We start from the raw sequence: 22,537 nt of genomic DNA, 5'->3' as shown, positions 1-22,537 counted from the left end.
AATATTCCGCACTGCGGAGATCCCGGTTTACCATGCGGAGATGAGCAACGACGCCCTCCTCCAGCGGCTTCGGGACGACCTCGGCCCGGCCGCGGTGCTCACCGACGCTGATGTCACCGACGCCTACGCGCGCGACATGATGCCGCTCGCTCCCTCGGGAAAACCGTTGGCGGTAGTGCTTCCGGCGGATACCGCGGGAGTGCAGGCGACTGTCCGTGCTTGCGCCGAAGCGAAAGTCCCCATCGTGCCGCGCGGGGCGGGCAGTGGGCTTTCCGGTGCGGCCAACGCGATCGACGGCTGTGTCGTGCTTTCGCTGACCAAACTGAACGAGATCGTTGAGGTTGACGCGGGCAACCGGCTCGCCGTCGTGCAGCCGGGTGTCGTCAACCTCGACTTTCGGTCCGCGGTCGAGAAGCACGGCCTGTTTTATCCGCCCGACCCCTCCAGCTACGACTGGTGCACGATCGGCGGGAACCTCTCCACCAACGCCGGTGGCCTCTGCTGCGTGAAATACGGCGTGACCACCGATTCGGTGCTCGGCCTCGAGGTCGTGCTCGCCGACGGATCGCTGCTGAAAACCGGCCGCCGCACGGTGAAGGGCGTCGCGGGGTACGACCTGACCAAGCTGTTCGTCGGCAGCGAGGGCACGCTCGGCGTCATCACTCAGGCGACCGTCTCGCTGCGGCCGCTTCCGCAGGCCCCGGCCACCTTTGTCGCCGGGTTCAACACCACCGAAGCGGCCGGTGAAGCGGTCGCGCGGGCGGTGCGCGAGGGGTTGGTGCCGTCGCTGCTGGAGATCATGGACGCGGCGTCGATCAAGGCGTCCGAGACCTATCTCAACACCGACCTCGGCGCGGGGTCCGATTGCCAAGCCCTGCTGCTCGGCCAGTCCGACGCGGGCGGCGAGGCGGCCCGGCGCGAACTGGCGTTGCTGGAACAGATCTGCACCGACTGCGGTGCGGACCTCGTCTACGCCACGGACGACCTCGAAGAGGGCAAGATGCTGCTCCAGGCCCGCCGCGTCGTGCTGACCGCGCTGGAGACCTACGGCGTCTGGCTCACCGACGACGTCAGCGTGCCCCGCACCCGGATCGCCGAGCTGATCCGCGGCTGCGAGCGGATCAGCGAGAAAGTCGGGCTCAAGATCGCCGTCGTCGGCCACGCCGGCGACGGGAACATGCATCCGACGATCGTGTACGCGCCCGATTCCGAGGACGAGTTCGCGCGTGCCCAGCAGGCGTTCGACGAGATCCTCGACGTCGGCCTGTCGCTCGGCGGCACGGTGACCGGCGAGCACGGCGTCGGCAAGATCAAACGCGAATGGCTCGCCCGCGAGATCGGCCCGGTCGGGATCCGCGTGCACCGGCAGATCAAACAGGCCCTCGACCCGGAAAACCTTTTCAACCCCGGTTCGATGTTCTCGATGACCGACTGACCCCGACTGACCCGGAAACAGCGAAGCGGCGTCCGGAAAACCGGACGCCGCTTCGTCGTAAAACCAGGAATCAGTCGCGCACGCGCGGAATCTGCTGCGTGACGTCGGCCGAATTGTCGGCGGGCCGGGCCTTCTTCTCGCGGCGGCTCTTGAGGTACTCGATCGCGATCGGCACCACCGACACCAGCACGATGAGGACGAAGATGGCGTCGACGTTGTCCCGGATGAAGCCGATGTTGCCCAGCAGCGACCCCAGCACGGTGATGCCCGCGGCCCAGAGGATGCCGCCGATGACGGTGTAGGTGAAGTAGCGCTTCGGGTCCATCCGGCCGATGCCGGCGATCCAGGTGATGAACGTCCGCACGAACGGCACGAACCGGGCCAGCACGACGGCCTTCGGGCCGTGCTTCTCCAGGAAGGTGTGCGTCTTGTCGACGTACTCCTGCTTGAAGAACTTCGAATCCGGCCTGCTGAACAGCTTCGGCCCGACGAAGTAGCCGAGGTAGTACCCGGCGACGTTGCCCACCAGCGCGGCGACCGTGACCAGCACGCACACCAGCCACAGCGGTGCTTTCAGCGTGCCGTTCGCGATGAACAGGCCCGCGGTGAAGAGCAGCGAGTCGCCGGGCAGGACCGGGAAGACGCTGCTCTCGATGAAGATGATCAAGCACAGCACGGCGATCACTGGCGCCGTCAGCCCGTTCAGCAGATGCTGCGGGTCCAGCCACGACGGCAGCAGGGACATGGTGGTCACTGTGTTCTGGGCGAGAATCACACCGAAAACGGTACAGGGTGACTCAGTGTTGCCTCATCGGGCAAGGAATCGCAGGTCATCGGTGTGGGATCGGGGTGAAGAACTCGGCCCAGGAGTCCCCTGCCGGAGTGGCCGTCCGGGCAACCCGGAGCGGATCCGGCCTCAGATCAGCGTCAGCAGGCCGATGACGGACCCGGCGGCCAGTCCGAGCAGCACCGCCAGCAGCAGGACCCAGTGCGCGGGCAGCGGGCCGTTCTGCGGCGCCTGAGCGGGGCGGCGCACCGTCGCGTCGTTGGCCCCGACCGGCGGGATCGAGCCGGTCGTGCCGGTCGAGGTGTGGTCGGCCGCGTCGAGGGCGGCACGCTCGCGGGCGAGCGAGTCGGCTCCCGCCCCGGACAGCAGGCCGTAGTTGGGCGGCAGTTCGGTGGTCGGGCCGGTGTGCGACGGTGCGCCGGTCTCGGCCGAGGCTCCGAAGGAACCCGAACCGGCCGAGCCGGTTCCGGAAATGCCGGGCCCGCCAGCGGTGCTGAACGAGCCCGTGCCGGAAGCGTCTGACTGAGCAGAGCCGGAGCCGTCCTGCTCCTCGACCGGGTTCGGCGCGACGTGCGGAGCGAAGACAGCTTGGGCACGCAGCGCGTCGGCCAGTAACCGTTCCGGGTCTTTCGGCTCGCTCATCCGCTCCGTCCGCCTGTCGAAGTGCTAGCTCGTCACGTACTCAAGGTAGCCCGGCCCGCCTCGGCCACCCATTCGCCCCGGTGCAGGACCCGGGTCGGGCGCAGGTCGTCGTCCAGGATCACGGCGTCCGCGGCCAGGCCGGGACGCAGTGCGCCGGTGCGGTCGGCGATGCCGAGCAGTTCGGCCGGTCGCGCCGAGGTCGCCCGGACGGCGTCCAGTACGTCGAGTTTGGCGCCCTTCACCAGGTTGCGGAAGGCGTTGTCCATGGTCAACGTGCTTCCGGCCAGCGAACCGTTGTCCAGGGTGGCGACGCCGTCGTGGACGTCGACCTCCAGCCTGCCGAGGGTGTAGCGGCCGTCGGCGGCGTCGGTGGCCGACATGGCGTCGGTGATCAGCACCGTCCGGCCGCGGCCCGCGTGCTGTGCGGCCAGCCGCACGACCGTCGGGTGCAGGTGGACCAGGTCGCAGATCAGTTCGACGGTCACGCGCTCGTCGTCGAGCAGCACGCCGACCGGGCCTGGCTCGCGGTGGTGCAGCGGGCGCATGCCGTTGAACAGGTGGGTGGCGACCGTCGCGCCGGCGTCGATGGCCGGGACCAACTGGTCCGCGACCCCGTCGGTGTGGCCGATCGCGGCGATCACGCCGGACTCCGCGAGCTGCCGCACCGCCTTGACGCCGCCGTTCAGCTCCGGCGCGAGCGTGACCATGCGGATCGAGCCGTGCCCGGCGCGCAGCAGCTTCTCGACGGTGCCGGTGTCCGGTTCACGCAGAGTGTCCGGATCGTGCGCGCCGCAGCGGGCGCGCGAGATGAACGGGCCCTCCAGGTGGATGCCCGCGAGGTCGCCCTCCTGCACGAGTTCGCGCAGCGCGGCGATCTGCTCGGTGAGCAGGTCGATCGGGTCGGAGACCAGGCTCGCGAGCATGGTCGTGGTGCCGTGCCGCCGGTGCGCGCGGACCGCGGTGCGGATCTCGTCCGGGTCGAGCGTCGAGAACGACGCGCCGCCGCCGCCATGGCAATGGGTGTCGATGAAACCGGGCACGACCAGCGCCCCGGCGACGTCCACCGTCGCGGTGTCCGGGCTGCTCGGGGGCGTGCCGGTGCCTACCGCGGCGATCTGTCCGCCGGACACGGCGAGCCAGCCGTCGTCGAGTACGCGGTCCGGGGCCACGACGCGGCCGCCCGTGATGACGAAGTCTCCGGGGTGCTTCACGCGGTCCAGCATATATTGGTCTGGACCAAGGAGGGCCGACCAGCGCGAGATTGGTCCGCCCAGGTCACTGAGGCGGCTGCATTGCCTTCTGCAACGCCTCCAGCGCCCGGCTGGCGGTTGACTTCACGGTGCCCTTCGAAATGCCCGCGGCTTCCGAAATCTCCGCTTCGCTCAATCCGCCGTAGTAGCGCAGCACGAGCACCTCGCGCTGGCGCGGCGGAAGCTTCGACAGCGCGCTGACCACGGCCTGGTGCTCGCTGGAGAGCATCGCGAGGCTTTCCGCGGACCGGGCGTTCACCGCGTGCGGGGGCACGTACTCGCGGGCGGTCTTGCGCCGGCGCAGCACGCTGCGCGATCCGTTGACCACGGCGGTGCGCAGGTAGCCGACCGCCGCCGCGGCGTCGCGCAGCCTGCCCCAGTTGCGGTGCAGTCCGGTGAACGCCTCCTGCACGACGTCCTCGGCCGTGGCCGGTTCGTCGACCAGCAGGATGGCCAGCCGCACGAGCCGCATCCGGTGCTGCCGGTAGAGGTCTTCCAGGGTCAACGGGGCGGTCGGCGGCTGCGCCGGGACCGGCCCGTCCATGGTCCGCAGGTGGCCGAGGGTCGCCTCGACGCTGCGTTCCGCGTTCCCCTCCAGCATGTATCCCCGCCTGTCCTCGACATGTCCGCTCAGCAGGCCCATTGGCGCGCGATAGGCACAGCGTGCGCACAGGTTCCGCCCGCGCCTAGCCTATCGGGTTGGCCTTGCGCTGCCACCGCTCGCATGGTGCGTCCGCCCGGAGGTCACCGGTAGCGTCTGCGGCGTCACTGTCGTGCTCACCCCGGGAGTAAGCGCATGGCCTGGTACCTCGTCGAAATCCGCTACGTCCAGGAGAAGCTGGCCGACGTCCGGCCGCGGCATCGGGACTACCTGAAAGAGCACGTCGCCGCGGGCCGGGTCGCGGTGGCCGGGCCGCTCGCCGACAACACCGGCGGGCTCGTGCTGTGGCAGGCCGAGGACGAGGCGGAGTTGACCAAGCTGATCGACAACGATCCGTACGCGCTCGAAGGCGTCGTCGCCGAGCGCACTGTCCGCGAGTTCAAGCCGGTGCTCGGCGATTGGGTGCCCGCTCAGGGTTAAAGCTGTTAAAGCTCCAGGACGGCGGGCCCGCGATCGACGCAGATCCGTACGCGCCCGCCGTCTTCGGCCGCTACCTCGCAGGTGCCGCAGAAGCCCTGACGGCACGAGTACGGCACGTCCGGCAGCACCTCGCGCACCACGTCGAGTGTGGATCGGTCGGCGGGAACGTCGAGGGTCCGGCCGCTGCGGCGCAGGACCACGCGGAAGGGTTCGCCGTCCACGATCGGCGGCGGCGAGAACCGTTCAAAGTAGACTGCGGCGGAATCCGTACGGGCCAGGTCAACGCGGACGCTGGTGATCATCGGCACCGGACCGCAGCAGTACACCGAAGCACCCGCGGGCATTTCCTCCAGCAATTCCGCGCCGGAGGCCGGAATGCCGAACTCCGTGTCCGGCCGGATTCGCACCCGCTCGGCCGGGAGTTCGTCGAGAAACGGCATCGAATCCCGGGAACGGCCGGTGTAGACCAGTCGCCAGTCCGCTCCGTTCGCTTCCGCGCGATGGACCATCGGCAGGATGGGCGTGATCCCGATTCCGCCCGCGACGAAGTGGTACGCGGGCGCTGAGACGAACGGAAAAGCATTGCGCGGCCCGCGAACCGTGACGCGGGTTCCGGCGGTGAGCGCGTGTACCTCAGCGGACGCGGAACCGATGCGCCGCACCGCAATCCGGTAGTGCGAGAGGTCCGAAGGCGAACCGCACAGCGAGTATTGCCGCACCATTCCCGAAGGCAGCATCAGATCGATATGCGCGCCGGGACGCCAGGCTGGCAACGGTGTCGAGTCGGGTCGCGTCAGGCGAAGGCTCACCACGCCGTCGGCCTCGGTGCGCACAGCTTCGACGACCAACGGCAGCCGACGATCGACGTCCTGCACTGGCGGACGTCGTCGGCCGGAAATCTCCGCCAGCCGCCGGTAAGCCGCGCCGACCGCGACCAAAGTGGACATCAGCCGGTCGCGTCGCCCGCTGCCGTCGAGCTTGGGCGGAAACTGCGGTGCGGTCATCGCGGAGCGTCGGCGGCCTGGGCCGCGGGCGAACTCGCCAGGTACGCCACCGCCTGGTCGGTGTTGCCGGTTTCGGTGGGGTGATAGGACTTCCGGAAGTACGGCCGGATCTCGCGCAGCAGCTCGCGCGGACCCGGCAGCAGGCCCTGTCGAGCGGCGCGCCGGTAAGCCCGCCAGCTGGTGCGGCCGGGGCGCGTCGGGTCGTTCTTCATCAGGAATCGGGTGCCGCGCAGGAAAATCCACGCCAGCACCGGTGTCACCACGAGCATCGAACGCACTCGCCGGCCGTACCGGCCGTCCAGGTGACAGAACAGGTCGTACGCCACCGAACGGTGCTCGACTTCCTCCGCGCCGTGCCAGCGAAGGAGATCCAGCATCGTCTCGTCGGCGCCGGCCGCGTCGAGTTCCTTCGCGTCGAGGATCCACTGGCCGAGAAACGCCGTGTAGTGTTCGATCGCCGCGACTAGAGCGAGCCGTTCGATCAGCCATTCCCGGCTCGATCCGGGACGGTCGCCGAGCAGCCGCCGGAACATCCACTCCATCTGCGCGATGTACGGCCGCACCTCGAGTCCGGCGGATTCCAGGTGTTCGGCCGCGCCGTCATGCGCCTGCGCGTGCATCGCCTCCTGGCCGATGAACCCGAGCACGTCCTCCTTGAGCCGCTCGTCGCGGATCAGCGGGACGGCCTGCTTGAACACTTCGACGAACCAGCGTTCGCCCTCGGGCAGCGCGAGATGCAGCACGTTGATGCTGTGCGTGGCCTGCGGCTGCCCGGGAATCCAGTGCATCGGCAGCTTCGAGAAATCGAACTCCACGTCGCGCGCGTGGAGCACGATCTGCTCGTGGTCGGCACTCATGACCGGCCGCTCAGCTCGTAGTCGCTCGGCTCGACGCGCCGCGTCTCCAGCCAGTACCGCCAGGTGAAGCCGGGCCAGATCGTCCGGTTGACGCCCTTGGCGTCGAGGTACCAGCTCTTGCAGCCGCCCTGGGTCCACACGCCCTTGACGAGTTTTTCCTGGATCTGCTGCTGGAATTCGTCCTGCACCGACGGCCGCACGTCGAGCGCCGCCGCGCCGCGGGAATCGGCCAGCCGGATCGCGTCGACCACGTAGCGGGACTGCGATTCGATCATGAACACCACGGAGTTGTGGCCGAGCGCGGTGTTCGGGCCGAGCAGGAAGAACAGGTTCGGGAATCCGGACACGGTGATCCCCTTGTGCGTCTGGATCCCTTCGGTGGCCCAGGTTTTCGCGAGATCGCGGCCGCCGATGCCGGTGATGTCGAGGTACTCCAGCGCGTCGGTCACCTTGAAGCCGGTGCCGTAGATGATCGCGTCGACCTCGTGCTCGACCCCGGCGGTGTCGACGATGCTGTGCGCGCGGACCTCGGCGACGCCGTCGGTGACGACATCGACGTTCGGCCGGTCCAGCGCCGGGAAATAGTCATTCGACAGCAGGACGCGTTTGCAGCCCATCGTGTAGTCCGGCGTGACTTTCCGGCGCAGCGCGGGGTCCTTGATGCCCTTCGCGATGTGCCGGCGCGCGAGGATTTCGGCGGCCTGCATGAGTTTCGGATGCCCGTTGAACCCGATCGCGCGGGATTCGAGCATCCAGTACAAGGCGTTGCGGTACAACCGCTGCGTGCCTGGCACGCGCTTGAACAGCTGCCTGGCCCAGCCCGGCATCGCGTGGTCCGGCTTCGGCATGATCCACGGCGGCGTCCGCTGGAAGAGCGTCAGTTCGCCGACCTCGGGCGCGATCTTCGGCACGAACTGCACCGCGCTCGCGCCGGTGCCGATCACCGCGACCCGCTTGCCCGCCAGGTCGAACTCGTGGTTCCACTGCGCCGAATGCCAGGTCTGGCCCTTGAACTTCGAGATCCCGGGCAGTTTCGGGATCTGCGGGATGTGCAGCCCGCCGACGCCGGCGACGAGGAACTGCGCGGAGAACTCGGCGCCGCCCTTGGTTTCCACCGTCCAGCGGCGTTCGCCCTCGTCCCAGTGCGCGCCGGTGATCTCGGTGCCGAACCGGATCCGGTCCCGCAGCCGGTACTTGTCGGCGACGCCCTTGAGGTAGTCGAAGATCTCCGGCTGCGGCGAGAACGACCGGCTCCAGTCCGGGTTCTGCGCGTAGGAGAACGAGTACATGTGCGACTGCACGTCGCACGCGCAGCCCGGGTACGAGTTGTCCCGCCAGGTGCCGCCGACCTCGTCGGCCTTCTCCAGGATCACGTAGTCCCGGATGCCCGCTTTTTCGAGCTGGATCGCCTGGCCGAGCCCGGAAAACCCGGTGCCCACGATCACGACCTTGAACCGCTCGGTCATCTTGTCGGCCTCCGCTGCGCTGGGGGTCTGGCAGCGTTGATGTTACCTCAGGTAACAGTTACTCGAAAGTACTTCCTACTCGTCAGTACCACTTGGCAGCCGGTAGACCACCAACGTCTGTTCCGGCCGTTCGGCGACGTGGAACGCCGTGTGTGTCGCGGTGACGACGCCCAGCCGGGGATGCCGAAAGCGCTTCTGACCTGCGTGACTGAACTGGATTTCGTACTGCGGCCACCACTCGCGCACCTCGGGACTCGCCTCGGTCAGCTCGGCCACCAGACGAGTCACTCGCGGGTGGTCGGGATGCCGTCCGGCGATCGCGCGCAGCCGGGCCAGGATGTTGCGCGCCTCCTGCTCCCAGTCGACGAGGACCTCGCGGGCGGCCGGTTCGGTGAACATCCAGCGGACGACGTTGGTCCGCGGCTCGATGTTCCGAAACAGCTCCGCGGCGGCGTCGTTGTACGCGAGCAGGTCGTAACAGATGCCGGTGACGTACGCCGGGTTGTCGCCCAGCATCGCCGGGACGCCCGCGACCTCGGGCGCGGCTTCCTCCGGGGTGTCCTCGGGAGACTCGCCGCCGCCAGCGAGGCGGTGCAGGTGTTCCTGCTCGGCGCTGGTCAACCGCAAGGCCCGGGCCAGCGCGTCGAGCACCTGGCCGGACGGGCGGACGTCGCGGCCCTGCTCCAGGTAAGTGAGCCAGGTGGCGCTGATCCCGGCGAGCAAGGCCAGTTCCTCGCGGCGCAAGCCGGGCGTGCGGCGGCGTCCGGTGACCGGCAGGCCCGCGTCGGCCGGGGCGATCCGCTCGCGGCGGCTGCGCAGGAAGGTGCCCAGTTCGACGCTCACCCTAGAACCTCCAGTACCAGAATAAAGCGATTCTGGATACCAGCTTAATGGCGCGCGAGGCTGGATTCATGCGAGCTTGGACTGTTGCTTCACAAGACGAAGATCTGCGGCTTTCCGACGTGCCGGAACCCGCTTTGCAGGGTGGCGGCGTAGTAGTGGAGGTGCTCGCCGCGCACGTCCCGGCCTACACGAAGGTGGTGGTGACGGGCGGTCGCGGTGGCCTGCTGACCCCGCTGATCCTTGGCCCGTCATGCATCGGACGCGTGACCGACGTGGCACCGGATGTCTTCCACGTCGCCCCGGGCGACATCGTGCTGGACACCGCGTTGCTCAACGCGGGCGACGGCGACGAGATCCTGGTCGGCTGGGTCGGCCTTGGCGGTGCTGGCGCGAGCGAGCGCACCGACCGCATGCACGAGGTGTGGCGGGACGGTGTTTTCGCGGAGAAAGCGTTGTGCGCCAAGGAAGCCATGGTCAAACTGCCTGGAGCTGAGAACTACCCGGACCCAGCGCGGCTGGCGTTTCTGCCGTGGCTTTGCGTTGCCGCCGCGGGATTGCGCACGGCTGGCCCGCTGGCCGGACGTGACGTCGCGGTGATCGGCGCGACCGGTCAGATGGGCGGTGCCGCGGTGCTGCTGGCGCTGGCGGAAGGCGCGGCGACGGTGACGGCGGTGGGCCGCAACAAGGTTGCGCTCGACCGGCTGGCTGAACTCAGTCCGCGCGTGCGCACCCACCAGCTGACCGGTGATCGCGCGACGGACGCGGCGGCGATCGGCCCGATCGACGTGGCCCTCGATGCTCTCGGAGCCACCCCGACGGCGGACGCGACGATGGCCGCCTACGACAGCCTGCGAGTGCGCGGCACCCTGGTGCTCGTCGGCGGCGTACGCCAGGACCTGGCCATTCCGTACGGCGACTTCATGCACCGCAGGCTTACCCTGCGCGGCTCCTGGATGAGCGACGACGAGACGGTGCGGACGGTGTGGAACCTGATCCGCTCGGGCGCGCTGGACCTCTGCGCCGTCGAGCTGCTCAAGGTCGGCCTTGACGACCCGGAGAGCGCTCTCGACCTGGCGGAACGCACGTCGGGACTGAGCTTCGTCGCACTCGTCCCCTAGTAAGTGCCGCCGAGTTTCGAGTGGTCCCAGCTCGCGATCTTCGTCGGACGCAGGATCAGCCCGACCCGCTTGGGCGCCTGCCGTTCGATGAAGGTCCGCAGCTCGTCCGGCACCGGCGCGCCCGGCTCGGCTCCGGAGTAGCGCATCATCAGCGCGATCCCCATGGCCGTGACCTGTTCGGTGTCCTCGACGAACTCGACGTCCGCTTCGAAGGAAAGCCCGCGCAGCTGATCGTACGAATCGCCGCTTTCGATCAGCACGGTCGCCTCGGGCAGCCGACGCAGGTTTTTCGCTTTCTGCGAGGTGCCATAGGTCCACGTCGCGACCCCGCCCTCGTGCGGGTAGTACCAGAGGGCGGTGAGGTGCGGCCTGCCGTTCGGGCCGATCGAGGCCACGTTGATGACCTTCTGCTCGGCGAGATAGGCCTGCACCTCGTCCGGTGTCATCCGGATCTGGTCGCGACGGGACATGGCGTTCCTCAGCTTCGCTTCGTGGCCGCGCGTCCGCCGTGGCCGTTGACCGACGATTCGAACGCGCCGCGCTCTTCGACGTCCTTCAGCGCGGCCCGGTCGGCTGCCGGGACCCGGCTCCGCGCGCCGAATTCGACGATCGGCGGCAGGAACGAGCGCAGCAGCTTCAGCCCGCCGACCCAGCGTGGCACGTGGATCGTCCTGGCGCGGCGCAGAATCCCGGCCTCCAGGTCGTCGAGCGCGACGTTCAGCGGGTAGGTCTTGCCGATCAGCCCCGGCATCCCGGAGCGCAGTTTGCCGAACACCGGATGCGCGTCGGCGCTTTCGACCAGGTCGGTGCGGATCCAGGTCGGGTGCGCGACGCCGACTCGCACGCCGAGGTGCGCGACCTCCGCGCGCAGGCTGTTGCAGAACGCCTCGACGCCCGCCTTCGCCGCGGCGTAGTTCGCCATGCCGGGCGCGTGCGTGATCGCGGCGAGCGAGGAGATGCCGAGCAGGTAGCCGCGGCGTTCGATCACGTGTGGCAGCGTGACGCGGAACGTGCGCCACACGCCGAGCAGATCGACCTCGATCACCCGCTCGAACGCGGCGGGGTCCACCGAGCGCACGAACCCGGCGGTCGCGATGCCCGCGTTGGCGATGACGATGTCGATCCCGCCGAAGTGCTCGACCACGCCCGCGGTGACGCGTTCGAGGTCGTCCCAGCTGGTCACGTCGGCTTCCCAGGACTTCGCGTTCGCCCCGATCCGCTTGGCGACCGCTTCCTGTTCGCCGGCCTCGAGCCCGACGAGCGCGACCTTGGCTCCGCGCGCGGCGAGCCGCTCGGCCAGGCCGGCTCCGATCCCGCGGGCGGCTCCGGTGATGAGCACGACCTTGCCGTCGACCTGCTTCTGCTGAGCCACGGTGCCCTCCTGAGCCGGTTTTCGCCTGTTCGGAGGGCACCGTACAACAACCTACCCGCAGTAAGCTACTACTCGGTAAGTATCAGTTCGACGCTTCGCTCAAAGCGGTGAGTTCGGCGTCGGTCAGAGTCAGCTCGACGGACGCGAGCAGATCGACGAGCTGTTCGGGGTTGCGCGCGCTGGCGATCGGCGCGGCGACCGTCGGCTGCTGGCGGAGCCAAGCGAGCGAGACGCTGGCGACCGCGACCTGGTGCGCGGCGGCCACTTCGTCCAGCGCGGCGAGCACTCGTTCGCCTCGGGCGTCGAGGTAGGCCAGCGCCCGCGGAGCGCGCGGCGAGTCGCCCGGCTCGTCCTTAGACCGGTACTTGCCGGTGAGGAATCCCAAGGCCAGGCTGAAATACGGCAGCGTCACCAGGTTCTCGCGGGCGACGAGCGGTGCCAGCTCCCGCTCGTAATCGCGCTCGACGAGGTTGTAATGCGGTTGCAGGGCAACGTATCGGGCGAGCTTGTTCTCGTCCGAAATGGACAGTGCGGAGGAGAGCCGGTCCGGTTCGTAGTTGGACGCCGCGATGTAGCGGACCTTGCCCGCGCGCACGAGCTGGTCGAACGCCGCGAGGGTTTCTTCCAGCGGGGTGTCGGGATCGTCCTTGTGCGCGTAGTACAGGTCGATGTGGTCGGTTCGCAGCCGACGCAACGAATCCTCGGCCGCCGCGGCGATGTTCTTCGCCGAAAGGCCCGGCTGCTGATCTCCGGCGCCGACCTTGGTGGCGATGACAATGTCGTCGCGGCGGCCGCGCTTGGCGAGCCAGTTGCCGATGATCGTCTCGGAAGCGCCTCCGCCGTAGATGTTGGCGGTGTCGAGGAAGTTGCCCCCGGCCGCGGTGTACGCGTCGAGAACAGTGAATGAAGTGGATTCGTCCGCGGTGAAGCCGAAGACGTTGCAGCCGAGGTTGAGGCCGTAAATGTCCAGATCCGTGGTACCGAGCTTGGTCATGCTTTCGAACCTAATCCGGCCGGGGCGGGAGGAAAACCGGGTTCCCGTGCGTTGGGCGGGACATGGCTATCGAATTGGGCAAGCTCGGCGTGTGGCGGATGTCGGCTCAGGTGGACGGCGCGTTCGCCGCCGAGGTGGAGAAACTGGGCTACGGCACGATCTGGCTCGGTGGTTCGCCCGGCGGCGACCTGGCGATCGTCGACGAGGTGCTGGCCGCGACCGACCGGATCAAGGTCGCCACCGGAATCGTCAACATCTGGGCCGACGCGCCCGAGGGCATCGCGGAGGCGTTTCACCGCATCGAGGGCAAGCACCCGGGACGGTTCGTGCTCGGCGTCGGCGCGGGCCACCGCGAGCACACGCAGGAGTACAAGAAGCCGTACGCGGCGCTGGTCGAATACCTGGACGCGCTCGACGCGGCCGGAGTGCCCAAGGAGTCGCGCGCGCTGGCCGCGCTCGGCCCGAAGGTGCTCGAACTCGCTCGCGACCGCACCGCCGCCGCGCACCCGTACCTGACCACGCCGGAACACACCCGGTCCGCGCGGGAGATCCTCGGCGCTGGAGCCTTGCTCGCGCCGGAGCAGAAGGTCGTCTTCGACACCGATCCGGAGCGGGCGCGCGCGACCGGCCGCCCGACCGTGCAGTTCTACCTCGGCCTGACCAACTACACCTCGAACCTGCGCAAGCACGGCTTCTCCGAAGAGGACCTGGCCGACGGCGGCAGCGACCGGCTGATCGACGCCCTCGCCATCCACGGCGACGGAAAAGCCCTGGCCAAGGGCCTGCAGGCGCACCTCGACGCGGGGGCCGACCATGTCAGCGTGCAGTCGCTGGACGAGGATCCGTTCCCTGCCTACCGGGCAATCGCGGCCGAGCTGCTCTGAATCGCTCCAGTCGGTTTCGTCTCGTGTGAGGTAGGACCGGTCGGCCTGGCCGGTCCACCTCGTACGATGCCGCTGTAGAAGCCAGTCGTCTCGAGGAGGAACCGATGCCCATCGCCACCCCCGAGGTCTACGCGGAGATGCTCGACCGGGCGAAGAAGGACGAATTCGCCTACCCGGCCATCAACGTGACCTCGTCGGAAACCGTGAACGCCGCGATCCGCGGGTTCGCCGAGGCGGAGAGCGACGGGATCATCCAGTTCTCCACCGGCGGCGCGGAGTTCGCGTCCGGGCAGAAGGTGAAGGACATGGTTGTCGGCGCGACCGCGCTGGCCGAGTTCGCTCAGGTGGTGGCGGCGAAGTACGACGTCAACGTCGCGCTGCACACCGACCACTGCCCGAAGGACAAGCTGGACGGCTTCGTCCGCCCGCTGATCGAGATCTCCGCCGAACGCGTCCGCGGCGGCGGGCTGCCGCTGTTCCAGTCCCACATGTGGGACGGTTCGGCGATCGACCTGGACGAGAACCTGCAGATCGCGCAGGAACTGCTCGCCAAGGCCGCGGCGGCGAAGATCATCCTCGAGGTCGAGATCGGCGTTGTCGGCGGCGAGGAAGACGGCGTCGCGCACGACATCAACGAGAAGCTGTACACCGCCGAAGGCGACTTCGTGAAGACGGTCGACGCGCTCGGCGCCGGCGAGAAGGGCCGCTACCTGCTGGCCGCGACCTTCGGCAACGTGCACGGCGTGTACAAGCCGGGCAACGTGCAGCTGCGCCCGGACGTGCTCAAGCGCGGCCAGGAAGTGGTGTCCGAGAAGCTCGGCCTGCCGTCCGGCTCGAAGCCCTTCGAACTGGTCTTCCACGGCGGCTCGGGCTCGCTCCCGGAGGAAATCCGCGAGGCGGTGTCCTACGGCGTGGTGAAGATGAACGTGGACACCGACACGCAGTACGCGTTCACCCGCCCGATCGCGGACCACTTCTTCAAGAACTATGACGGCGTCTTGAAGATCGACGGCGAGGTCGGCAACAAGAAGGTCTACGACCCGCGCAGCTACCTCAAGGCCGCGGAGGCCGGAATGGCGGCCCGCGTGGTCGAGGCGACGCAGGCACTGGGCTCGGCGGGCAAGAAGCTGGGCTAAGAAGGTTTTCTGGTGGAGAGGCCGTCCCGGCTTGGCGCCGGGGCGGCCTTTCTGTTTGTCTCCGGAGTCGTAACGAGGGAGGAACTCCATTGACCTACACCGGGGTAGTGACCACCGGCGGCCCCGCTGACGTGCGGGAGACCAGCGGCCTGATCATCTCGAAAGTCTCCGTAGGCACGATCGACAACAACGCCTACCTGCTGCGCTGCCGCGCCACCGGCGAACAACTGCTGATCGACGCGGCAGCCGACCCGCAAACCCTGCTCGCCCTGATCGGCGACGGCGGCATTGCGTCGATCGTGACGACACATCAGCACTGGGACCACTGGATCGCACTGGAGGAAGTCGCCGAGGCGACCGGTGCCCGCACTTATGCCGGACGCGACGACATCGCCGGGATCAAGGCCCGCATCGACGTCCCGGTGGACGACGGCGACACCATCCGCGTCGGCGAGGTCGAACTGACGGCCCGGCATCTCGTCGGCCATTCGCCCGGCAGCATCGCGCTCGTTTATCGCGACCCGGAAGGCATTCCGCACGTCTTTACTGGGGATTCGCTGTTTCCGGGCGGGGTCGGGAAGACGTCGTCGCCGGAGGACTTCACGTCGCTGCTGGATGATGTGGAGACGCGGATTTTCGACCAGCTGCCAGATGACACGTGGTTCTACCCGGGACACGGGACGATTCGACGCTGGGCGAGCAGCGGCCGCACCTGGCGGAGTGGCGCGAACGCGGCTGGTGATCACCTGGACGGACTGCGTGGTCGGAGCCCGCAGTTCGTCCTTCTAAATCCAATATATCGACGCATCTGACCGCAAATCGATCTCCACATCGTAGCCATCATTGTAACCATCAACCGAGCTTTTCAATTCCGGTGCTTCGCGCCACCAGGCGCTCGCGTGAACGCACAATCGGACCCACATGCGTTCCTCAACTGAGAACACGACACGGCCTGGAATGCCATGATTGCGAAGGAAGTCACCGACCATACGTCCTCCATCCGCCCACGCCGCTTGATCGTAGTCGATCTCCTTCTTCGACCCAAAGTCCACAATGACGAACGGTTTTCCATCTCCTCCACTGTGATACAGCACAGCCCATGGCGCGCCGAGGCGCTGCTGAAATAACAAAACTTCACCAAACTTGTTGACAAAATGTGATACATAGTCCGTCGCCTCAACGCCAACTCCGGTCAGGTCGGCAAGCGCGTGCATGATATTGGTACGCCTGGAGAGATACAATTGAAGCGCCGCGACGAAACCAGGTAACGTTTGGTCACTGAGAACCGCAGTCCGAGGAATCGGGACCGAGCAGACCTTCTTTCCGAATCGACCGACGTTGCGAAGGTAACTTGTAGCGTTGGCCCAGTGCAGCGTGTCAAATTCAGGATCATGCACAACGCAAACAACTGGGATATTTGGCTTCCCCCAGTCATTTTGATGCATGCCAATTGGTACTCGATACCCGGTCTTCGACCGATAGGATTTTCCCGCTTTCACCTGAAGCGCGATCGTATCTCCGGTTGTTTCAAAGTCTGAAACGAAGGTGACATACATATCGACGCCAAAGTCATTTCCACCGTCAACCACCTGAACGATGTGATGGTGACGTTCAAATAGCTCAGTTACACGATTGACCCCTGTACGTCCCGTACGACGATTTGGACTCACGCCTGCCATCGGCGATCCCTACTGCTACGCCACATTCATAGGCCATCCGAGGTTCTGATCTTGCCACGGCTCCACATCATATTGACAGGACACCGACCCGGATTGCACCGGACCGATGAAGCAGGACCACCACGGCGAGCACGGGAGCGGACCTGCCAGCCCGGTGTCCCGCAACGGACCCAAGCTGCCCGCTTCCCGTAAATGCACGAGCTAGCACCGGCGTTCCAACACTTCGTATTTTACCACCTACATCGCAAGGTTGACGTATTGTGCAAAACTCTCCCTATGCTGCGGTGGACTATCGCTCGCTGGAAACCGGTCTAGTTGGCGCGCCCCGCAAGGGCTAACATCTGCCACCGAGGAGGTGCACGTCTTCACCGGGGATTCGCTGTTCCCGGGCGGAATCGGAAACACGGAGAAAGACCCGGCTCGGTTCACGTCGTTGCTGAGAGACGTGGAGGAGAAGATCTTCGGGGAGCTGCCGGACGAGACTTGGGTTTATCCCGGGCACGGCAAGGACGCGACGCTGGGTGCGGAGCGGCCGAGCCTGCCGGAGTGGCGCGAAGGTGGTTGGTGAGCGTCAGCCCTGCCTCGGTTGACCGCCACCTTCTGTCCAATTAGGACCGAACAGTAGCCCACCAGAGAAAGTCGCGGGCGCGGGTCGCGGCGACCAACCGCTGCCGGTTCCGCAGTTCGCGTTTTTCTTGTTCAGTAGCAGGGTCTTCCGGTTCAGGGTGCAGGAAATCCACCACCAGAACCGCGCGGAAATCCAATCCTTTCGCCTTATGCACAGTCCCCGCGTACAGCCGGTCGCCGGTTTCGCCGGTGTGTTGTTCGATCGGCCGGGTGGCGACGCCAGCCGCGTCCAATAGTTTCCGGCACCGCAAGGCATCCTTGTTGCTGAAGGTGATGAGCGCGGTTTCGCCGTGCGGAATGTCGAGGTCCCGCACCGCGGCGGTCAATGCTTCCGGCAGTTCGGATTCGGTGCCCTCCCAGGACTTCGCGACTCCGCCCTCGTTGACCGCGGACGCGTCGCGCAGTGCGACGCCCGCCGCTCCGTCGAGGTCGTCGACCTCGTTGAGGGCGGCGATCCGTCGGGCGAAGTCCAGGATGCCGGTGCGGTTGCGGTAGTTGACCTTGAGCACCTCGCCCCGGCCTTGAATGGGGATCCCGGCGTCGGAAAGCCGCCAGCCGCCCGGGTAGACCTGTTGCTGGCCGTCTCCGACGAGCAGCAGTTGGTTCGGTCCGTCGCCAGCGATCGCGAGTAACAGCCGCAGGCCGGTCAGCGTCATGTCCTGCACTTCGTCGACGACCACGGCGGCGTACGGCTCTTCGAGCGGCTGCCGTTCCAGCTCTTCCAGCGCACGGGTCAGCAGATCGTCGAAGTCGTGCGCGTTTCGCTCCGCCAGGTTTTTCTGATAGTCCTGGTACACCTGCCAGACCGTCGCGCGTTGGCGGTTGTCGAGACGTCGCCGCCGCCCGCGCCGGATCACCCGCTGGTACTCGGCGAGGGTCTTGATGCCCCGGCCCTTGATCACCCGGTGCACCTCGTCCGCCCAATAGTTCGGCACCTCGTCTTGGAGCGCGCCGCTGTGTGCTTTCCAGGCGAGGTTGAACGAGGTTTCGAACGAGATGTTCAGCCGGATTCCCCGGCTGGCGAGGAACGCGCTCGCCCAAGAGTGCAGGCTGACGAACTCCGCCCGGTCCGCCATCTCCGGTGCCAGCCGCCGGAACGCGGTCTTGCTCACCGGCGGCAGATTCCGCACGAACGTCGTGAATAGCAGCGGGCCGGTGCTCTGCCGCCCCGCGTGCCGGAGCCGGTGCAGCGCCACGACGGTTTTGCCCGTGCCAGCCGGTCCGCTGATCCGGGCTGGGCCGCCGTAGTTCCGCGTCGCCAGCGTCGCCTGGTCCGGATGCAGGAACGTCATCCAGGTGTCGAAGGGCCGCTCCACCGCCGCCGCCAGCTGATTTTCGGCGACGCTTTCCGCGGAGAGCAGCTCGAAGGGCTCTGCTTTCGCAGCTGGCACTTCAATCTTCGGCCAGTCGTATCCGGACAGCAGCGGGCGCAGCCCGTCGGCGATCCGCGCGACCTGTTTCGCGGTCAGATGCACCGCGTCGCGCCGGAACAGCTGATCGAGCCGCGAAGCGGGAAGCGACCAGAACGGCCCGGCATTGCGCGGTCCGGCCGGGGAATCCGGTCCGCCGACCACGACCGGCGTGACCGCGCTCGCGGCGATGCGCGACCCGCCGGGAAACGAGAGCCTGGCGAACTGTTCGTCGACCTGGCGCAGCACCGCCCGCATCGTCCCGGGATCCGGCGCTGGATCAGCGACAACAATGGCGAACACTCCGACCCGGCCGATCAGGTAAGCGTCCGCGGCCGATGCCGGTCCGGTGCGCACCGCGAGCCGCCAGCCTTCCGCGGTGCGGGCGACCAGCTCGGTGAAAACGTTGCGCTGCGAGGAAGTCAGCCCGGGATACCGCTGCACTACCAAGTTTGCGGCGAGCTGTCGCTTTCGGACATGCGAACTGAGCGCCACGGAACCCCCTCCCCGAGGTTACTGCCGGTGTCCGCAGTATTCCGGAAAGAAACCGGGCATGCTCGCGAATCACTCGAATGGCAGCGCCGGAACTACGCCGCGACTGTCCGCCGCGAAGCCCACCATTCCTTCGCCGGACCAGCCCCAGCCCACAACGCGAACACCGCCGCCACCGCGACCAAAGCCGTCCAATACGCCACCGGCGGCGCGGATTCCGTCTGCTGGTCCCCGAGCAGCCAAGGCCGCAACTGAGACTGCACCCAGAACGCGCCATACCCCAGCACCGTCACCAAAACCGCCCCCGTCACCGCGGGGCGCGGCAGGAGGAAGGCCAGATCCACCGCGACCCCGACGGCCAGCAGGTAGAACGGCACCGTCGACACCGGGAAGCCCAGCGCCAGCAGCAGCGGCCACATCACGCACCGGTAGGCGACATACGCACCGGCCACGGTCAGCCCGGCCCAGCGTTTTCCGACGGTTTTCCTGGCCAGCACGAGGATCAGCGCCGAGACCCCGATACCCCACAGCGGGTACACCCACTCCGGGATCGGCATCGTGAAGTGCACCACCGCGGCCCGGTCGACCGGGTGGCCGATCTGGTTGGCGGCGAAGGAAAGCAGGGTCGGCTCCGCCTCGGGCGTGCCGCGTTCCCAGGCTCGCAGGCCGAGGATTCCGTACTCCTGCTGGCCGTTCGGGAAGAACGTGTTCTCCAGGAAGAACGCCCACAGCGCGAGCAGCACCCCGGTGCGGAAGCGGCCCGGCGGGGACAGCCGCAGCCAGCCGAGCAGGACGCCGGCCTGCATGATGCCGGTGCCGAGATACAGCATCATGTGCGACGGGCTCCACGCGGTCAGGTCGAGGCCGTTCACGCGGTGGTTGATCACGTCGAGCGGCGCGGCGACCAGGAACACGATCAGCCCGGCCTGCATCAGCCGCAGCGAACGCCGGTCGCAGCCGAGGCCGGTGTAGCTGTGGATGGCCACCAGCACGATGATGATCACCGTGCCGACGGTGTTGATCAGGTGCGGCGGGGCGAGGTCGTCGCGCAGCCACTTGAAATGCCACGACATGTCCCACGAGGACCCGACGAGCTTGAACGCGAAAGCGGTCAGCCACATGCCGTAACAGAACCGCAGAACCCACGCTGGCGTCGGCTGTCCCGGCGCGCCGCGGTGCCAGTGCGTCGCGAAGAAAAGCCTGGTCTTGCCTACCGGTCCGCGCGGGACCGGGTGGCTCGCGACGCCTTCAACCGCCTTCGTCATAGGCGCCATCATCCCCTGCCGCAAGAGCGCGCGGCGCGAGAAGGGGCGAAAACCGGGGTTCACCCCTACGGGTGGCGGAGTTGCCCGCGCCCGGCCCGGCACGGCAAGGTGTCGGCCCATGATGCCGAAACGAGCCGTCGCCGCCGTGCTGATCGCCGCACTCGTTCTGGCCGGCGGAGGCGTGCTGACCAGCCTGTTCCTCTGACCCGGGGGCAGCGTGGGCACAATGGCGGCATGACGCACAACCTGCTGGGCCCCGAGCCCACGCTGCTGCCCGAGCACACCGAAGCGCAGGCCGCGCTCGACTCCGGGACGGACCCGACCGCGGTCGCCGCCGAACACCCCGACTACAGCGAGGCCTGGGCCGCGCTCGCCGAACGCGCGCTCGCCGACGGCGAGACCGTCGCCGCGTACGCCTACGCCCGCACCGGCTACCACCGCGGCCTCGACCAGCTTCGCCGCGCCGGCTGGAAGGGCTTCGGCCCGGTGCCGTGGGCACACCGGCCGAACCAGGGTTTCCTGCGCGCGCTCGCCGCGCTCGGCACCGCCGCGGGCCGCATCGGCGAGTCTGAAGAGCACGAGCGCTGCAAGACGTTCCTCGCCGATTCCGACCCGGCCGCGGCCGAGGCGACCGGCCTCAAGTGATCCGGGCCCCCGGTCGCACCCCGGAAAACCCGGGCGCGACCGGGGCGTTGCCCACCTTCGGGTGACAGCTAGAGGTGTCCGCATTTGGTGACACCTACAAAGACGGCCATGCGAGGCACGGCCATGCTCACCCCCCGAATCCGCACCCTCGGCACCGCACTGCGCGAGGCCAGGGTCGACGCCCGTTTCGGACTCCGCGAACTCGCCCGGCGAGTCGGCACCAATCCCGCTCTGGTGTCGAACTGGGAGCTGGGACAACGGGTTCCCGCACTGGAGGACGTCGCGGGCATTCTCGGCGCGCTCGGTGTCGTGGGTGCGGAGAAACAACGAATCCTGCAACTGGCGCGCGGCACCGCCGAACCGGGCTGGGTCGCCAGGGGCAAACAGTCCGATCCGGACCATCTCGGCGGGCTGCTCGCCTGCGAACGCGCCGCGACGTCGGTCGTCGAATGGCAGCCGCTGCTCGTGCCGGGACTGCTGCAGATCCCGGATTACGCGCGAGCGCTGTTCCTCGCCGACGGATTGCCGCTCAAGGACGCGGAACGCCAGGCGGAGATCCGGATGATGCGCCGTCCGCTGGTGGTCGGCCCCGGCGCGATCCCGTGCGAGGTGCTGCTGGGCGAGGCGGCGTTGCGCAATCCGGTCGGCGGTCCCGCGACGATGGCCCGGCAGCTGCGGTTCCTCGCCGACCTGATGGCGACGTCGGCGAAGCTGTCGGTCCGCGTCGTGCCCGCCAGCAACGGCGGGCATCCGGGACTGGCGGGCCGGTTTTGCGTGTACTACGTCGAGGTCGGCGACCCGATCGTCTACTTCGAGCACCAGCACGCGGGAGCTTTCCTCCTGGACGAGGGGAACGACACCTACCGCGAGGTCGCGGACCGGATCCGCGCGATCTCTTTGGACTCCCGCGCGTCGGCGGCGTTCGTGCAGCGCACCGCGCAGGAGTTCCGGGAGATCGCGCAGCAAGGGAAAAGCTCGGAGGGGCCTAGGAATACGTTCGGTTAGCCGGCTCGTCGACGGCGATCCGCAGTTCGCGTTGCAGGAGTTTCTTCGACACCGAGAATCCGTACCGCAGGTAGGCCGGGATCGCGCGATCCGAGGAATGCACGGTCACCCGCTCCAGCCCGAGTTCCGCGGCCATCCGCAGCGTAGCCTCGATCAAGAGCCCGCCGACGCCGCTGTCCCGGGCTTCCGGAACGACGTACACGCATTGCACGTCTCCACAGACTCGCGAAAAGTCGTGCGGCGTCGGCACTCTGGGGGTAAGCGCGAGGAACGCCATCCCGAGCACCTGCTCGTCCCGCACCGCCACCAGACAGCGATGCGTTTCGGCGTGTGCCCGGGCCCAAGCGGCGAACTCGCGCACGAACTCGGCGCGATCGTGATCCGGCGGGCCGTCTTGGTCAGCGACCCACTGCCAGCGCAACGCGGCGACGGCGGCGAATTCGTCGGCGCGGGCGGGGCGGATTCCGATGACTGGCACAGGTGTCGCTCCCGAATTCCCAGTTGTCGCGAAGGATGGACCCGGCCGGCCGGGGGAGGGTGCCGGCC

General features: G+C 67.8%; 22 protein-coding genes and 2 pseudogenes. 9 read left to right on the top strand and 15 right to left on the bottom strand.

All coding sequences use genetic code 11. From position 1 onward, the window contains the following. The first annotated feature begins 40 nt into the window (after positions 1-40). A complete protein-coding gene (locus tag ACZ63D_RS38955) occupies positions 41-1,435 on the top strand; it encodes an FAD-binding oxidoreductase (protein WP_465359340.1) in 1,395 nt (464 codons plus the stop codon). Positions 1,436-1,505: 70 nt separating this feature from the next. Here ACZ63D_RS38955 and ACZ63D_RS38950 read toward each other — a convergent pair whose 3' ends face one another. The 4 genes from ACZ63D_RS38950 to ACZ63D_RS38935 form a co-directional block, all read right to left on the bottom strand. Further along, positions 1,506-2,210: a DedA family protein gene (locus ACZ63D_RS38950; protein ID WP_465359339.1), complete on the bottom strand. Its 705-nt coding sequence runs from the start codon at positions 2,208-2,210 to the stop codon at positions 1,506-1,508. A gap of 141 nt (positions 2,211-2,351) precedes the next feature. Further along, positions 2,352-2,864, bottom strand: coding sequence for a hypothetical protein (locus tag ACZ63D_RS38945; protein ID WP_465359338.1), 513 nt, complete (start codon positions 2,862-2,864; stop codon positions 2,352-2,354). A 32-nt stretch (positions 2,865-2,896) separates the two neighbouring features. Then, positions 2,897-4,087 (bottom strand): N-acetylglucosamine-6-phosphate deacetylase, encoded by a 1,191-nt coding sequence (nagA, locus tag ACZ63D_RS38940; protein ID WP_465359337.1) that lies wholly within the window; start codon positions 4,085-4,087, stop codon positions 2,897-2,899. A gap of 52 nt (positions 4,088-4,139) precedes the next feature. Continuing rightward, positions 4,140-4,715 (bottom strand): RNA polymerase sigma factor, encoded by a 576-nt coding sequence (locus tag ACZ63D_RS38935; RefSeq protein ID WP_465359336.1) that lies wholly within the window; start codon positions 4,713-4,715, stop codon positions 4,140-4,142. A 195-nt stretch (positions 4,716-4,910) separates the two neighbouring features. On the opposite strand from ACZ63D_RS38935, the gene ACZ63D_RS38930 reads away from it, so the two are divergent. Continuing rightward, positions 4,911-5,195 (top strand): YciI family protein, encoded by a 285-nt coding sequence (locus ACZ63D_RS38930; protein ID WP_465359335.1) that lies wholly within the window; start codon positions 4,911-4,913, stop codon positions 5,193-5,195. A 5-nt stretch (positions 5,196-5,200) separates the two neighbouring features. Here the strand turns inward: ACZ63D_RS38930 and ACZ63D_RS38925 are convergent, their stop codons facing one another. From ACZ63D_RS38925 to ACZ63D_RS38910, 4 genes are all read right to left on the bottom strand, one after another. Continuing rightward, the gene (locus ACZ63D_RS38925) at positions 5,201-6,199 is read right to left on the bottom strand and encodes a PDR/VanB family oxidoreductase (protein WP_465359334.1); all 999 of its coding nucleotides are present in this window, start codon (positions 6,197-6,199) and stop codon (positions 5,201-5,203) included. Continuing rightward, complete coding sequence (locus ACZ63D_RS38920; protein ID WP_465359333.1) at positions 6,196-7,056, bottom strand: metal-dependent hydrolase; 861 nt, start codon at positions 7,054-7,056, stop codon at positions 6,196-6,198. The genes ACZ63D_RS38925 and ACZ63D_RS38920 overlap by 4 nt, the downstream gene beginning before the upstream one ends. Next, entirely contained in the window at positions 7,053-8,522 is a 1,470-nt protein-coding gene (locus ACZ63D_RS38915) for a flavin-containing monooxygenase (protein ID WP_465359332.1), read from the bottom strand. Before ACZ63D_RS38915 ends, ACZ63D_RS38920 begins: the two co-directional genes overlap by 4 nt. Positions 8,523-8,597: 75 nt before the next feature. Beyond that, positions 8,598-9,365: a helix-turn-helix transcriptional regulator gene (locus tag ACZ63D_RS38910; protein ID WP_465359331.1), complete on the bottom strand. Its 768-nt coding sequence runs from the start codon at positions 9,363-9,365 to the stop codon at positions 8,598-8,600. Between the two features lie 68 nt (positions 9,366-9,433). Between ACZ63D_RS38910 and ACZ63D_RS38905 the strand changes: the two genes are divergently transcribed. Beyond that, a complete protein-coding gene (locus ACZ63D_RS38905; protein ID WP_465359330.1) occupies positions 9,434-10,483 on the top strand; it encodes a zinc-binding dehydrogenase in 1,050 nt (349 codons plus the stop codon). On the opposite strand, the gene ACZ63D_RS38900 is transcribed toward ACZ63D_RS38905, so the two are convergent. From ACZ63D_RS38900 to ACZ63D_RS38890, 3 genes are all read right to left on the bottom strand, one after another. After that, on the bottom strand, positions 10,480-10,953 hold the full coding sequence (locus ACZ63D_RS38900) for a pyridoxamine 5'-phosphate oxidase family protein (RefSeq protein ID WP_465359329.1): 474 nt from the start codon (positions 10,951-10,953) through the stop codon (positions 10,480-10,482). The genes ACZ63D_RS38905 and ACZ63D_RS38900 overlap by 4 nt on opposite strands. A gap of 8 nt (positions 10,954-10,961) precedes the next feature. Beyond that, a complete protein-coding gene (locus ACZ63D_RS38895) occupies positions 10,962-11,855 on the bottom strand; it encodes an SDR family oxidoreductase (protein WP_465359328.1) in 894 nt (297 codons plus the stop codon). An 82-nt stretch (positions 11,856-11,937) separates the two neighbouring features. Further along, positions 11,938-12,849 (bottom strand): aldo/keto reductase, encoded by a 912-nt coding sequence (locus ACZ63D_RS38890; protein ID WP_465359327.1) that lies wholly within the window; start codon positions 12,847-12,849, stop codon positions 11,938-11,940. A gap of 62 nt (positions 12,850-12,911) precedes the next feature. On the opposite strand from ACZ63D_RS38890, the gene ACZ63D_RS38885 reads away from it, so the two are divergent. The 3 genes and pseudogenes from ACZ63D_RS38885 (at position 12,912) to ACZ63D_RS38875 (ending at position 15,611) form a co-directional block, all read left to right on the top strand. Continuing rightward, positions 12,912-13,733 (top strand): LLM class F420-dependent oxidoreductase, encoded by an 822-nt coding sequence (locus ACZ63D_RS38885; RefSeq protein ID WP_465359326.1) that lies wholly within the window; start codon positions 12,912-12,914, stop codon positions 13,731-13,733. 104 nt (positions 13,734-13,837) lie between these two features. After that, complete coding sequence (fbaA, locus tag ACZ63D_RS38880; protein ID WP_465359325.1) at positions 13,838-14,869, top strand: class II fructose-bisphosphate aldolase; 1,032 nt, start codon at positions 13,838-13,840, stop codon at positions 14,867-14,869. A gap of 89 nt (positions 14,870-14,958) precedes the next feature. Then, positions 14,959-15,611: pseudogene (locus ACZ63D_RS38875) on the top strand (MBL fold metallo-hydrolase). A 43-nt stretch (positions 15,612-15,654) separates the two neighbouring features. Here ACZ63D_RS38875 and ACZ63D_RS38870 read toward each other — a convergent pair. Next, on the bottom strand, positions 15,655-16,548 hold the full coding sequence (locus ACZ63D_RS38870; RefSeq protein ID WP_465359324.1) for a DUF4365 domain-containing protein: 894 nt from the start codon (positions 16,546-16,548) through the stop codon (positions 15,655-15,657). A 358-nt stretch (positions 16,549-16,906) separates the two neighbouring features. Here ACZ63D_RS38870 and ACZ63D_RS38865 point away from each other — a divergent pair. Next, a pseudogene (locus ACZ63D_RS38865) lies at positions 16,907-17,116 on the top strand (MBL fold metallo-hydrolase); the annotation flags it as partial. A 40-nt stretch (positions 17,117-17,156) separates the two neighbouring features. On the opposite strand, the gene ACZ63D_RS38860 reads toward ACZ63D_RS38865, so the two are convergent. Together ACZ63D_RS38860 and ACZ63D_RS38855 are read right to left on the bottom strand one after the other, a co-directional pair. Beyond that, on the bottom strand, positions 17,157-19,028 hold the full coding sequence (locus ACZ63D_RS38860) for a UvrD-helicase domain-containing protein (protein WP_465359323.1): 1,872 nt from the start codon (positions 19,026-19,028) through the stop codon (positions 17,157-17,159). Positions 19,029-19,171: 143 nt separating this feature from the next. Next, positions 19,172-20,341, bottom strand: coding sequence for a hypothetical protein (locus ACZ63D_RS38855; RefSeq protein ID WP_465359322.1), 1,170 nt, complete (start codon positions 20,339-20,341; stop codon positions 19,172-19,174). A 234-nt stretch (positions 20,342-20,575) separates the two neighbouring features. Here ACZ63D_RS38855 and ACZ63D_RS38850 point away from each other — a divergent pair, with 234 nt between their 5' ends. Together ACZ63D_RS38850 and ACZ63D_RS38845 are read left to right on the top strand one after the other, a co-directional pair. After that, on the top strand, positions 20,576-20,986 hold the full coding sequence (locus ACZ63D_RS38850) for a DUF3151 domain-containing protein (protein WP_465359321.1): 411 nt from the start codon (positions 20,576-20,578) through the stop codon (positions 20,984-20,986). 108 nt (positions 20,987-21,094) lie between these two features. Continuing rightward, a complete protein-coding gene (locus ACZ63D_RS38845) occupies positions 21,095-21,991 on the top strand; it encodes a helix-turn-helix domain-containing protein (RefSeq protein WP_465359320.1) in 897 nt (298 codons plus the stop codon). Here the strand turns inward: ACZ63D_RS38845 and ACZ63D_RS38840 are convergent. Continuing rightward, entirely contained in the window at positions 21,972-22,469 is a 498-nt protein-coding gene (locus tag ACZ63D_RS38840; RefSeq protein ID WP_465359319.1) for a GNAT family N-acetyltransferase, read from the bottom strand. The genes ACZ63D_RS38845 and ACZ63D_RS38840 overlap by 20 nt on opposite strands. Between the last annotated feature and the right edge of the window lie 68 nt (positions 22,470-22,537).

The organism is Amycolatopsis sp. NPDC104775 (genome assembly GCF_055583325.1).
This window is presented reverse-complemented; position numbering and strand designations above follow the sequence as displayed.